The sequence below is a fragment of the Mycolicibacterium sphagni genome (assembly GCF_002250655.1).
Lineage (GTDB): Bacteria > Actinomycetota > Actinomycetes > Mycobacteriales > Mycobacteriaceae > Mycobacterium > Mycobacterium sphagni.
On the sequence record NZ_NOZR01000007.1, the window covers coordinates 205244 to 217891 of the forward strand.

Below are 12648 nucleotides of genomic sequence, written 5' to 3' on the forward strand. Positions count from 1 at the left end.
GTGGAATTGCTACGAGGGGCGACACGCACCTACGCGTGGGGGTCGCGAACGGCCATAGCGGAGTTCACCGGGCGGCCTTCGCCGACGGCGCATCCAGAGGCTGAACTGTGGCTCGGTGCTCATCCGGCAGATCCGGCCTGGCTGGAAACCCCGGACGGCGAGAAGTCCTTGCTCGATGCCGTGCAGGCCGATCCCGACGGTCAGCTGGGGCCTGCGGTGCGGAGCCGCTTTGGTGACGTGCTGCCGTTTCTGGTCAAGGTGCTTGCTGCCGAGGAGCCGCTTTCGCTGCAGGCTCACCCCAGTAGCGAGCAGGCGATCGAGGGGTACGTGCGGGAGGATCGCCAGGGTGTAGCGCTCAATGCACCCAACCGCAACTACCGCGACCGCAATCACAAGCCCGAATTGCTGGTCGCGCTGAGCCAATTCGACGCGCTCGGCGGGTTCCGGCCGGTAGCCCGAACGATCGAGCTGATGCGCGCGCTGGCCGTGTCGGACCTGGACCCGTTCATCGGGTTGCTCGGCGGTCAGTCCGATGCCGACGGCCTGCGCGCCCTGTTCACCACCTGGATCACCGCTCCTCAACCTGACCTGGACGTGCGGATCCCCGCTGTCCTCGACGGTGCGGTAGCCTACGTGCGTTCCGGTGCAACGGAATTCGCCAACGAGGCCAAGACACTGCTCGAGTTGGGGGAGCGCTATCCCGGTGACGCCGGCGTGCTTGCGGCCATGTTGCTCAACCGGATCACCCTCGCCCCGGGCGAAGCCCTGTTCCTGTCCGCGGGCAATCTGCACAGCTATATCCACGGTGTCGGTATGGAAGTAATGGCCAACTCCGACAACGTGCTTCGGGGTGGTCTCACCCCGAAGCACGTCGATGTGCCTGAGCTGCTGAGGGTCTTGGACTTCACCCCCGCCGATGAGGCGACGCTGCGTACCCCCACCCACCGTGAGGGTATCGAGCTTGTGTACGACACAACGGCGGTGGAGTTCGCCACGTGTGTCCTCATACTCGACGAGGGCAACCTGGGCCACGAGATCGATGCTCCGTCGCGCCACGACGGCCCGCAGATCTTGGTCTGCACGGAGGGCTCGGTGGTGGTGCGTGCCAAGTCCGATGTGGTCGTACTCGACCGTGGGTCCGCGGCCTGGGTGGCTGCCGACGACGGTCCGATCCGGCTGGAGGCGACTGAGCCGTCCAAGCTGTTTCGGGCTACGGTTGGCCTCTGACGGGCTCAGGCCAAGGAGGACAACGGGTGTCGACCGAGGGCAGTACCAAGGCGATTCTGGCGGCACTGGCCGCCAACGCGGGTATCGCGGCCGCGAAGTTCATCGGGTTCGCCATCACCGGCAGCTCCTCGATGCTGGCCGAGGCGGTGCACTCGGTGGCCGACACGTCCAATCAGGGTCTGCTGCTGCTCGGTCAGCGCGAGGCGCGCAGGCAGCCTGACAGCCTGCACCAGTTCGGCTACGGCCGTAGCCGCTACTTCTATTCGTTCGTCGTCGCTCTGGTGCTGTTCACGCTCGGCTCGATCTTCGCTCTGTACGAGGGGTATCACAAGATCGGCCACCCGGAGTCGCTCACGTCGCCGATAGTGGCGGTCGTGATCCTTGCGGTGGCAATCGGGTTGGAGTCCTACAGCTTTCGCACCGCAATGGCGGAATCACGCCCGCTGAAGGGCAACAACAGCACCTGGTGGCAGTTCATCCGCCGCTCTCGGAGCCCCGAGTTGCCGGTGGTGTTGCTCGAAGACACCGGTGCGTTGATCGGGCTGGTATTCGCGCTCACCGGCGTGGGTTTGACGATTCTGACCGGCAACCCGGTCTGGGACGGTATCGGTACGGTCGCAATCGGTGTGCTGCTTGGCGTCATCGCCGTCATCCTGATGATCGAGATGCACAGCCTGCTGATCGGTGAGGGTGCGACCGCCGACGAATGTCGGGCGATCCGGACCGCGTTGGAACAGACCTCCAATGTCGACCGGGTCATTCACCTGCGCACTCAATACCTGGGCCCCGAGGAGATGCTCGTCGGAGCCAAGATCGCGCTGGCCGCCGGGACCGACCTGGCCACGGTCGCCGCCACCATCGATCACGCCGAAGCGGCGGTACGCGCGGTGGTGCCTGCCGCCCAGGTCATATATCTAGAACCGGATCTGGATCGCGCAGCGGCGACATAGCGTGCCGCTGTACCCGCCACGCCGAAAGATTGTGTCGAATCGCACGGCCGATGATGCTCGCGGGCGGCACCATATAGAGGCTGTCGAGTAGGCTGAAGCGGCGCAGAAACCATTCCGCCAGAACGGGATCGGTCTCCGCGGCGCCCAAAAACTGGTCGAACAGTGCTCCCACCCGGCGATACCACCACGGGGCTGGGCCCTCGCTGCCATGCAGGGTCAAGTCGCCGATCGCGTTCATCGTCCAGACCGGATACGTGGTCTTGGCGGTTGCGCGGCCAAGGTCGTAGGCAAGGTGTCGGGTCTGGGACGCCAACAGCCGGCGCAGGTGGCCGGCCTGGATCGCGGTCATCGTCATGCCCTGGCCGTATGTCGGGTTGAAACTCACGACCGCGTCGCCGAAGGGCAGGATCCCGGCGGGGAAGCGCTGAAGCTTGTCGTAGCGACGCCAACGGCTCACTGGATAGCGGTGAAATGCAATGTTGCCCAACGGTTCAGCACGCCGGATCGCCGCGGCCATCCGCGCGGGCAGAACCTGGTCGGCGACCGTGCACATCTCGGCGAAGGTCTGGGGGGCGCTGGCGTGCGCAACTGTGAAGGTGGTCAGTCCCCACGTGCCGTCCTCGTAGAACAGCATGCCCAACCCGGCCTGCTGTGTCCGCGACACACCCGCTACGACGACCTTCTCGGTGATCAGTCCGTCAGGAATCCGCAACTGTTGTGTGGCATAGCTGATTCCGACGTCGATGGTCTGCTCCTCTGGACGTGGGTATCCCCACTCGCGGAGCCAAGCGGGTAGCCGGGTGCCGCGCCCGGAGGCGTCGATGACGAGGTCGGCGGGAATGAACTCCCGGTCGCCGGGCCTGGAGAGCAGTACGCCGGTGACAGCCTGGCGTTTGCCGTCGAACCGAGGCGCGTCGACGTCGCGGTGCACAATCCGCACGTTGGGCACGGCGGCGGCGTGCCGGCGGATCTGCCACTCCAGCTGCTTGCGGCTGGGCACGTACGCGGTGAACCCGTGGCGCAAGGTGTGTCCGGTGCCGAGCACGTGGCCGGCGGCGCCGAAGTGGATGCAGTCGGGCCGGTTGTCCAGTTTGGCCACTCCGGCGGCGACCATGCCGTCGAGCAGCCCGGGAAACAGTCGCTCGAACTCATTCGCGCCCCTCGCCATGAGGATGTGCACATGACGGTCCTGTGGCACGGCGCTGCGGTGGGCCGGGGTCTCGGGCAGTGCGTCGCGGTCGTACACCGTCACCTGCTGGTAATGGTCGGACAAGACCCGAGCGGCGCAGAGCCCGGCGATGCTCGCCCCGATGACGATCGCATGGTTGTGATTTCGGGGTTGACCCATGCTGACCCTCGTACCCTGCTGCAACATCGGCTAACCGGGGTACTACCGGGTAATGGAGATGACCCGAACCTGGCGGACCAAGTCGGTGGAGCGATCGATCCTCGATACCGAAGAGCCGGGCACCCGGCTCCGCAAGAATCTGACCTGGTGGGATCTCTAGGCCGGTCTGGGGCACTCCTTGCTGACAGCCGCTGAGCATACGTCAACCAGTGCGTTTGGGCACGTCAACGCGTTAGATCAGCACGGAGTGGACGCGGTTTCAGACGCCACCATCATCGACGTTCGCAGCGACGCGCCAATAGCTATCGGCGGGACCGCAGGGTGAAGCCTCCGGGAAGTCAGAGCCGCAGAGCTCAGGCAAGGCACGGTGCAGCGTGTGTTGCGTCTCCCAAGCGATCTGCCGTATCGCGGCGGTCGCCAGGTTTCCCGTGATCGGGTGATCGTTGTATTTGAAGCCATGGTTGTCCTGGGTGAGCGCCTCGTAATTCTCATCAAGAAGCCCATCGACGTGAATGCCGTCAGTATTCGCCATCTCGTACACGATGTACTCCCGTGTGAGAAACGGCCCGTTCGTCGGGTACACGGCGTGGTCGATCGCCCACCACCGTTCAAAGGGCAGAGTCGGCGGCTCGCTATCGCGGAAAGGGCCTCCCAGCGGGGCCACAATTCGGCCACCGCTCTGCCCGTCCGCGTAGACCATGATTCGAGTTATGCCGTATCCATAGCCGCGCACCGTTCGGGCGTCCTCGAAGTGTTCAGCCGAATCGGAGAATTCGATCTCCTTGAGCGGGGTCACCTTGTCGATGAGCTCGTCAGTCAACATCAGGCGTAAAAGTCCCGCGAGGATGACTATCTGATCGTCATCGCCCGCGTCGAACGCTGCGCACGCTTTGGTGAGCAACCTAAATCGCCGTGCCAGTGCTTCGCGGTATTGCGGATCGGCACGTGCGACAGACGGACTGCCTTCTCGACGGCTCCTCTGGCTCATGTGCCGAAACGGTACTCCCGCATCTAGCGCGCTATCAACACATTTCGCCTGGTCAAGCCACTTCCGTTATAAGTGCCCTTTCGAATGAAGACGTTCTTATGCAAGTGGACACTTAAAAAGTGTTGCTAGACAGCAGTTTTCGAATGCATTAGTTTCGTCAGCCATGACAACTGAAACCGAGGCTCATTGGCGGCAGCAATCCGCCTGCGCCGACCACAACCCCATGCAGTTCATCTCCGACAGCCCCGCCGATAAAGCCCGCGCGCGCCTCATCTGTCGCGGCTGCCCTGTACTCGAAAAGTGTCGGGACTGGGCGATGGTCAACCCTGTCGTCGGTGTGTGGGCTGGGATGGACGAAGCCGAGCGTGAGGCCTACCGACCGCGCTGGTTCAAGGCTGTCGAGGCCGAGGGGTTGGCGGCGCTGAGTCGCATGACTCAGGTCTAGACGGCAGACGACCCCGGCTCAACGTTCCGAGGAGAATCGGAAGGAACCGGGGTCGTACTGCGGGGGTGTCCCCCCAGCGCCGCGCCGCTCAAGCCAACGAATACAGCGCGACACGCTTATGAAGTTGTTGGGGCACGAGTTGCGGCATGCCCCCACCGTCCCAGGTCTGGAGTTCCCGACACGGTGTTGCTCTTAGCCGTGCACGGCCTCAACCTGAACCCAGTAACGGGCACGTGCAGTTCCCGTGAGCTGATGGGGGAAGTCCCACTGACGCGGACCAGTCACCGCATGCGTAACGCCGTCGATGACGAGTCGGTCATGCTGCTCCACAATAATTCCCGAATCCTGGGCACGCGGGATGCCAATCATGCCCTCAGTGGAAACCACCTCGGCGAATCCCGAAACAGGTTGCGGGGCTGGGCCTCCGACGATCACACCTGCGACATCACCAAGGTAGTCGTCATCAGGATCTGAGCTGACGGGGCTGCCAGCCCAATCCAGCTCACGCCGGTAAACCCGTGCTGTCCTCACAGTGCCCGCACCCTGTACCTATTGAGTACAGCCTGCTCTGCAAGCGTCCAGCCCGAGAACGCCGAACGGTACGAAACCGACGACGGGCCTTCGGCCTCATCAAACAGCAGGCCGCGACTATTGCTCAGCAGTCGGGCTGCGGCTGTCAGGATGACCGCGCGGATTGCAGGATTCGGCACACCGTTTGTGAAGCCAACTGAGCGGGTGTAGGACTCCGCCATTGACTGCACGATGGACAACACCACAGCACCCTGAGCATTGTCCACCGTGCGGTTCAAGAGTGCCGCCAAGTCAGATACCGTTGGCGTATCCACAATTACGACTCGCTCAGGATCACCCACGCGCGTGGCTGTGTCACAACCAAGTCCATACGCAAGGCAACCCGGATAGCCAGGGCGTAACGCTGCGCCAACGCATGCTCAGTCACGAACACCTCGGCGTCAGTGTCACGGATGACCTTCGCGAACTGGGTATCACCGAGCGCGGCCTTGCCCTGCGGAACGAAATTGCTTTCCGTCACCGGGATGCCGAACAGTGTGAAAACGGTTCCCTGGTGCGGGTCCGGGTCAAGCACATAGCTGACATCCCCAGTGCCCTTGTGGATCTTACGGAGCTCCACGAAATCGACCGGGTTCACATACCAGCGGTTCGGGCTGACGTTCGAGGCCTTCGCGACGGCGACGGCATCCAGCAGCGAATCCAAATCCGATGTGTCGTATTCGGCCTGCTGCGTACCGGCCTGGTTGAAAATGCCGGTGATGCCGTCCGGTTCGATACCGACCTTGACAACCTCAACGGTTACATTCGCGCCGGTACCGGTCAAGCTGGCACCGTTCACCACCAGGTCGTCAACCTGCGAGTGTGCCAGTGCGCCAGCGAAAGTGACAGTGTAGGGGCCACCCGCCGAGCCGGTTACGGTGACGTTGCCCGAACCGACAGTGGACAAACCACGAATCGCAGTCTGCACAGCCGACGCAGCAGCGTCGAAAGCAAGGCCGGAAGTTGTCTGGCCCTTGTACGTGACGGTGAATGTTCCGCCTGCTGCGGTAACGGTGATCTTCTGCACCGCGCTCACACCGTCGCCGTGACCGACATAGAAGCTCAGGTCGGCCTTCGATGCGATATCGATGAGAACGCGCTGTGTGATCACATTGTCAAGGCCCTTGACCGCGCTGGTGCGGATAGCTTCCTTGGTGATCGGGTACCAGCCCTTGAGGCCTGCACGGTCCAATGGCATACCCGTGACGTACGCCCAGTTCACGGCGTTGTCCGGGATCAGGTCACCTTCGGCGACGTACGCCGGGGTGTGACTCGGGGTGATGAGCGGCAACACAACAGGCCCGCTCGAATCGATGATAGGAACGCCTGAACTCAGCCAAGTCGACTGCTGCTCAAGCGGATTAGTGATTAGCTGCTGGACTACACTCTGTGTGATAGTCGAAGAAGTGGTCTGAATAGCCACGATTGAAAGTCCTTACACCACAAATGGATTCGGTCCAACCGGTGCAAGACCAGTGTGTGGGGGTGCAAAGACCCGAAGTGAATCGGCTGCGGCGCAAGGCCATTGCCTACACTCTCATTATAAGCCCGAAGGCCCCTGCTCAGACGTACTGCTGAAGAATTGACTCCAAAGTCACCTGCTGAGACTCCTCGCCCTGAACGCCAAACCCGGCGTTGCCCGCTACCTTGCGGGACTTCAAGTGCGGCTTAGCTTCCAGCAACGCGTCCAATGCAGCTACCAACGCCTCCGTGTCGTCCAAATGCTCAGCGCTAAAGGGCAAATCGGAAGAATCCTGTAGCCGCCCGGTCTGTTCAACCAAAGCGGTGTGCAAGCGCTGCGCCAACTCAGTGGCTCGTGTTTCGGCGGTGTCTGCGCGCTGCTCGGCGTCATGGGCGCGGGTACGGTACCGACCGTTCTTCTCCCGCAGATCCCTAACGACGTGCGCCGGAAACGTATCGGCATCATCGATCACTTCGGAGTCACCCGTCTCCACGTCTGTGACTTCAGTGTCAGTCTGTTCGCTCATTTTGCTTCCCCTTCTGACGGACCGGCTTCGGACGCTTCTCCGAAATCACAATCCGCTCAACACAGTTACAGCCCTTGTGTGTCGGCATTCGATAGTTGGCGGGCCACACCCTGCCGTCCTGCGCCCAGTTCACACACCGCTGGCAGGCATTGGCGTTCATCTGCCGCACCCAACCGACGTACTTACCGGTGCGCCGTTCAATCCGTCGCTGTTGACGGACCAGTGCTTCGCTCACCGCCTGTTGTGCGGTTTCCAACGGTTCGTTGCCTGCCAGTCGTTCCAGTCGGCTCGTCGGATCAGGATCGTCAAGCACGGTGTGAGCGGCCTTCAGCAGACGTTCGGAGTCATCCACAGGGAGAAGCCCGACAGAGGGCACCGGCTGGCCGGATAGCTCCTCAAGTTGACGGGCAACGAACACGTCCGCGAGCCCGACACCTTCAGCGTTCGACCGGTTGATCAGACCCGCAATCGCCAGTGCGCCATCCTCGCGGGTTTGTTCCCTACGGAAGACAGCCGCATAAACCACGAGGGCTGATCGCCTGGTGGCGTCCGATAGGCCCTCAAGGGCTGCCTGTAGCTCGTCGGCTGCGCTCACGCGGCGGTCGTTTCTGGGGCCTCACTGACCCGTGGGGCGCTCAAACCGACACCCAGCCGGTCAAGGGCCTCGGCACGGATAGCGACCCGCTCAGCCTCAATCTCGTCTTCTGTGTAACCCATGCGGCGCAGGGCACCCGCCGTGCTGATGACCCCTTCGGCGTGAAGTTTGGTCACTGCATCTGCTTCCTGAGCCTCGCTGCGGGTATCAGCCGGTGCGAACCGCACACGGACTCGTACGTCCTCGGGGTTGACGCCATCACGAACGGCTACCAACAACTGGCCGACCCTCTCCAGGCCGGGACCATACGCAAGGTGCTTTGCCTCAACCCTCGACACCAACGCGGCCTCGCTGGCACGTTGCGAATCGGCACTTGTCGGCTGCGCGGCCTCTGACAGTTGTCCCCAGTAATGAGCCGGGATGCCGGTCACGATCTCGACGGCGGCAAGCATCGTGCGGGTTGCGCTGCGGAACGCTGCCAAGTCGGTAGCCGCCAGCTGCCCAATACGGGCGGTATCAGGCTCAGCGAGCATGATCTTGTTTTCAGTCTCGGTGAATGGATTCATCGGTTCCATCAACGGTTCGCCGTCGTCCCCGATCACCAGCTGGCCTGCATCATCAAGTACAGGACGCTCATCAACTTCAAGGCCCGTCACCCAACGGCGAGGACGTGAAGCAGCCTCGGAAGCAATCAGGCCATCGAGGTAGACCTTATTGATGCCGTCCTGAATGCCACCGTCGACAAGGTCAGCGACATAGCTTCGGTCTGCCTCGTGGCCGATGACCGCAACAGGTGGAGTCCCCAACGGATTATCGAGCTGTTCAACAAGTTCGAAACCGGCGATCATCGCACCCGCATTGTCGGCGCGGAAATGTCGGATGGTGTCGTGTTCGTACAACCATGCCTCTGTGGTCGTCTTGGTGCGGATCCGCTTGCACGCCGACAGAATCTCATCCGTCACCGGATCACGAACAACCACAGTCGTCAGCGGGCTTTCAATCGTCGCTCGCGGATTGCCTCGCGAATCAGCCCAAACACCAACATATCCCGCGCCGTAGAGCAACGCGTCAGTGATGACACGCGGGATACGCTGGTCCAGGTTCAAGTCCAGCCACAACGGATAAACGTCCGCACCCTGAAAACCAACCACTCGGATACGTTCCTGCACAGCAAGAATCGACGCCGCCACCACGTTGACCGAGATACGATCAAAGTCCTTCAGGGCCTCTTTGGCCGACGGGCTTAGGAATGCCAGCGGTGAACGCCCCTCATGGTAGGCCCGAAGCTGCGCATACCGCTGCTGCGGTGCGTCAAGGGCCTGGAGGTGTTCAGCCAGAATGTCAGGGGTAGCCATCAGAAGCTAAACCCTCGCTTTCGTTTCTTCGGCCTGGAGGCCAACCAAGTAGCTCGCGAATGCGCCATCACCAGGCAGGAACACAAGTCCACCTTCGGGGCGTTACGTCGAGAGGGAGCGACCTTCGAAATCCTCAAACCACCGTCAGGGGAATCGATTACCGTCGCTGCCATGACGTGATTGGTCAGGGTCTTCTCACCACTATGCGACATGCGGCCATTGGCGGCAGCCGAGTAAAGGTCAGTCGTGGCCTGAGTGATTCGTGATGGACTCCAAGGGAATTCCGATACGGTCATGCCTTCTGACGCGAGAATCTGCAATGTCCGGTTCCATCGGAATGGGTCTGCGGTGAGCTCGCGCACGTTCCAACGGTGACGCGCCGTCCGAATGGCGTCCTCCACCTCCAGAACAGGCACTCGCCAGCCGGGGGAATCGGGTGGTTTAGCCCAGACCTGCAGCGTGTCGAAATGCGGTTCGCTGGAAACGGTGCCGATCAACAGCGCGGTACAGTCGCGACTATGCGAACCATCCAGGGCAACGACAACATCAGCACCATCGGGAATGCCCTCGCCCGTCGACAAGCTGTCCCAAATATCCTGTGAGATAAAGGGGTTCTCGTTACCCGAGACAAACTGGCACAAACGGTCACGCCGAAACCTAACCGGCCCAACTAGTTTCGCATCCCTGCGGAGAACATCCATCGCAAGGAAATCCCCGTAGGCGGGCGAGGCCAGCCGGATGCAATGCTCACAAAACAAGTCGTGGTGATCGAATCCGTCGGCGGTGAACTCGCGCCAGGTGATCAACTCTTCACCGGTTTCCCCGGCCAGTTCGCGCCACTCAACCATCACGCTGTCGACGCCATCCGGCGGAGGCGTCCCGATTCCCAAAAGTGTGGACTCAGGCCGCTTCCCTTGGGCGGTCATCAGCACGTCAACGGTTTCCCTTGGTGTGACGCCCAATTCATCCACGATGCAAAAGGAATAGTTCCGGCCAGCCAGCGATTCAGGCTCACTCACCAGGCATTCGAAGTCTGTGCGATTACGCGGCACATACAGGAGTTCCCGCCCAACCTGGCAGCGGGCCAACAACTCCGGTGAAGTCTCGACAAACGAACGAGCGATACGAAACAGAATCTGCGCCTGGGACTGATTGCGGGCACAGCACACAATCGATCCGCCCATATCGCTGGTGAACAGCTTGTACACCGCCAATGCGGCTGCAAGCGAACTCTTTCCGTTACCGCGCGCGATCAGCCAGCCCGCCACACGTGGCACCGGATCGTCCAACACACTCGCCACAAGCTCCCGTTGCCATTCACGAATCACCAGCGGCTTACCGGCACCGTGACCATTCGGAACAATCAAGAACTTCCGGCAGAACTGCACGAAGCGCTCCGACTCGCTACCACGAGGACGCCACGGCAACGGCTCCACAGACACCTTGGCCTTCGGGCCACGAGAAACAGGCATCAGGGCTAACCTCTATTGAGCTATCCAGCAAACATAGGAAGTGCGCGAAAGGTGCAATTATTGGGCTGCGCGCATGGGCGGCCGGAGTCCGGGACGGGTGGCACTAACCTCCACCCCCCACCTGCGGTGATGCAGGGATGGTTACAGGTAGTTCAGCGTGGGACGTGAAGTCGGCATGCGGTCTGAGCTGGGGTTATGCGTATCGCACTGTTGCGCAGTCTCTTCGGTCAGACTTTGTCCTGACATGCGCGAATCCCAGCAAACTCTGGGCTTGCATCGAGCGGCGTGCAGCAAACGTCAGTCGGCACGGGTGGTGATACCCGGGCGGGCTGAGCCTCGGTCGTTGTTGTGCTTTCGACACACCACGTCCACATCGATGCCGAGACGCAGCGGCAGACCCTTGGAATGCCTCACCCACCCTGAGAGTCGATGATCGGCCTGCAGAGGCCCTGAGCATCCGCCTAACGACTCGTCCGAACAAAACGGCTGAAGTGTGCGGGCGTGCCTGGAAATGCGGTCCCAGCCCTTGTCACGCCCGCGCCTGCCCCTGTTGCGGGTGTCAGGGATGCGGTGGTCGGGACAGCGGGAGCGTTCGGACAATTCCCCACACACAAGACATGGGAGCATCTAGCCCTCGCGGTAAAGCCCGAGTTCCATCAGCAGCTCGGCGGTTTCGATCTTCGCGGCCCTTAGTTCAATGGCTTTGGACTCGACAGCGGCCAGCAGTTCGTCTTCAAGCGCGATGTGCACGGCGTCGCCATCCTCCAGGAGCAGCGTGAGAACAGCGTCAGCGTGGTCGTTCCACCTGCCGACGAAACCCCCGATACCGATCGGACGAACAACCGGAATCTCGATGTCTACTACTTCGCTCATGAGTGATCCCGTTCCAGTTGAGGTGTCGGCAGGTGTTGTGCAAGGCGGTAATACAGCTCGAATGCGGTGTCTACAGTCAACCGCCATCGATGCCACGTAGGTGTGTTTACGTCCGCGTAGAGGTCGATGAGCCCGCCGCACGTTTCGACTGCGATATCGCAGGGCAGGACATCGAGCGTCTGTGCGGACAGGTGATGCGGGAGGATGTAATTCATGGCGTCGTCAATTGCTCGTCAATGAGGGCGATGGCTTCGCCTACGCGGCCTGCCGACCGCCAACCCTGCGCAGACTTCCATGCCTCGTGGGCTGCAGGCGCGAACGCCTCGTCACTCAGTCCCGATTGCGTCTGGATCCAGGCGATATGGAAGTCGGCTTCCCACTCATCACTGAGCAAATAGGCACGAATAAGCCAGAGTGCCAACATGTATCGGTCATCGTCGCTGAGGGTTGGCACTCGTGTCGCCATCGGAGGATTCGCAGTAATGGTCATGCCCACGGGTCCTGTTCGTTTTGTGAGCCCGAATACGCTCCGCTATGAGCAAGGGCCTCGCCGCGCCGCGAGTGAGCTTCCGCGCCGATTGCTACGACATCGGTCTTACGGTGACGGCGCTGCCGCTCCGCCGCATTCTCTCGCTTCTGCTGTGCGCGGTCTGCATCGGCAGTCTTCTTATCACGCTTAGCTTTCCGCGCTTGTGCCTGATGCTCGTAGTGGTCAGCACGTTCCTGCAGATCAGAATGCAAAGTCTGGGGAGTCAGGTACTCAACACGCCACAAGTCACCGTCTAATTCGAGGGCTAGATCCGCCTCCAACATCGCGCCGAGCGCATCCTCGGTCAG

15 protein-coding genes are annotated in these 12648 nt (G+C 61.6%); 5 read left to right on the plus strand and 10 right to left on the minus strand.

All coding sequences use genetic code 11. The annotated features are described in order from the left end of the window. On the plus strand, nucleotides 1-1227 hold the full coding sequence (manA, locus tag CG716_RS11000; protein ID WP_094479345.1) for a mannose-6-phosphate isomerase, class I: 1227 nt from the start codon (nucleotides 1-3) through the stop codon (nucleotides 1225-1227). Between the two features lie 26 nt (nucleotides 1228-1253). After that, nucleotides 1254-2177, plus strand: a complete 924-nt coding sequence (locus tag CG716_RS11005; protein ID WP_094479347.1) for a cation diffusion facilitator family transporter — start codon at nucleotides 1254-1256, stop codon at nucleotides 2175-2177. On the opposite strand, the gene CG716_RS11010 is transcribed toward CG716_RS11005, so the two are convergent. Both CG716_RS11010 and CG716_RS11015 read right to left on the minus strand, forming a co-directional pair. Further along, entirely contained in the window at nucleotides 2134-3525 is a 1392-nt protein-coding gene (locus tag CG716_RS11010) for an FAD-dependent oxidoreductase (protein WP_094479349.1), read from the minus strand. The two genes, CG716_RS11005 and CG716_RS11010, sit on opposite strands and share 44 nt — an antisense overlap. A 259-nt stretch (nucleotides 3526-3784) precedes the next feature. Continuing rightward, nucleotides 3785-4426: a hypothetical protein gene (locus tag CG716_RS11015; protein ID WP_094479351.1), complete on the minus strand. Its 642-nt coding sequence runs from the start codon at nucleotides 4424-4426 to the stop codon at nucleotides 3785-3787. Between the two features lie 250 nt (nucleotides 4427-4676). Between CG716_RS11015 and CG716_RS11020 the strand changes: the two genes are divergently transcribed. Together CG716_RS11020 and CG716_RS30155 are read left to right on the plus strand one after the other, a co-directional pair. Next, nucleotides 4677-4958, plus strand: coding sequence for a WhiB family transcriptional regulator (locus tag CG716_RS11020; RefSeq protein ID WP_094479353.1), 282 nt, complete (start codon nucleotides 4677-4679; stop codon nucleotides 4956-4958). A gap of 252 nt (nucleotides 4959-5210) precedes the next feature. Beyond that, nucleotides 5211-5432, plus strand: coding sequence for a hypothetical protein (locus CG716_RS30155; protein ID WP_165774099.1), 222 nt, complete (start codon nucleotides 5211-5213; stop codon nucleotides 5430-5432). Nucleotides 5433-5485: 53 nt separating this feature from the next. On the opposite strand, the gene CG716_RS11030 is transcribed toward CG716_RS30155, so the two are convergent. From CG716_RS11030 to CG716_RS11070, 8 genes are all read right to left on the minus strand, one after another. Further along, nucleotides 5486-5779 (minus strand): hypothetical protein, encoded by a 294-nt coding sequence (locus tag CG716_RS11030; RefSeq protein ID WP_234817799.1) that lies wholly within the window; start codon nucleotides 5777-5779, stop codon nucleotides 5486-5488. A gap of 26 nt (nucleotides 5780-5805) precedes the next feature. Next, nucleotides 5806-6951, minus strand: coding sequence for a phage major capsid protein (locus CG716_RS11035; protein WP_133066916.1), 1146 nt, complete (start codon nucleotides 6949-6951; stop codon nucleotides 5806-5808). Nucleotides 6952-7090: 139 nt separating this feature from the next. Next, nucleotides 7091-7516, minus strand: coding sequence for a hypothetical protein (locus tag CG716_RS11040; protein WP_094479361.1), 426 nt, complete (start codon nucleotides 7514-7516; stop codon nucleotides 7091-7093). After that, on the minus strand, nucleotides 7500-8111 hold the full coding sequence (locus tag CG716_RS11045; RefSeq protein ID WP_133066917.1) for a hypothetical protein: 612 nt from the start codon (nucleotides 8109-8111) through the stop codon (nucleotides 7500-7502). The genes CG716_RS11040 and CG716_RS11045 overlap by 17 nt, the downstream gene beginning before the upstream one ends. Next, a complete protein-coding gene (locus CG716_RS11050; RefSeq protein ID WP_094479365.1) occupies nucleotides 8108-9466 on the minus strand; it encodes a phage portal protein in 1359 nt (452 codons plus the stop codon). Before CG716_RS11050 ends, CG716_RS11045 begins: the two co-directional genes overlap by 4 nt. Further along, nucleotides 9466-10938, minus strand: coding sequence for a terminase large subunit domain-containing protein (locus CG716_RS11055; protein WP_094479367.1), 1473 nt, complete (start codon nucleotides 10936-10938; stop codon nucleotides 9466-9468). Before CG716_RS11055 ends, CG716_RS11050 begins: the two co-directional genes overlap by 1 nt. Nucleotides 10939-11565: 627 nt before the next feature. After that, nucleotides 11566-11811, minus strand: a complete 246-nt coding sequence (locus tag CG716_RS11060; protein WP_094479369.1) for a hypothetical protein — start codon at nucleotides 11809-11811, stop codon at nucleotides 11566-11568. 211 nt (nucleotides 11812-12022) lie between these two features. Next, nucleotides 12023-12307, minus strand: a complete 285-nt coding sequence (locus CG716_RS11070; RefSeq protein WP_133066918.1) for a hypothetical protein — start codon at nucleotides 12305-12307, stop codon at nucleotides 12023-12025. A 38-nt stretch (nucleotides 12308-12345) separates the two neighbouring features. On the opposite strand from CG716_RS11070, the gene CG716_RS11075 reads away from it, so the two are divergent. Beyond that, nucleotides 12346-12597 (plus strand): hypothetical protein, encoded by a 252-nt coding sequence (locus CG716_RS11075; RefSeq protein ID WP_094479375.1) that lies wholly within the window; start codon nucleotides 12346-12348, stop codon nucleotides 12595-12597. Nucleotides 12598-12648: the final 51 nt, after the last annotated feature.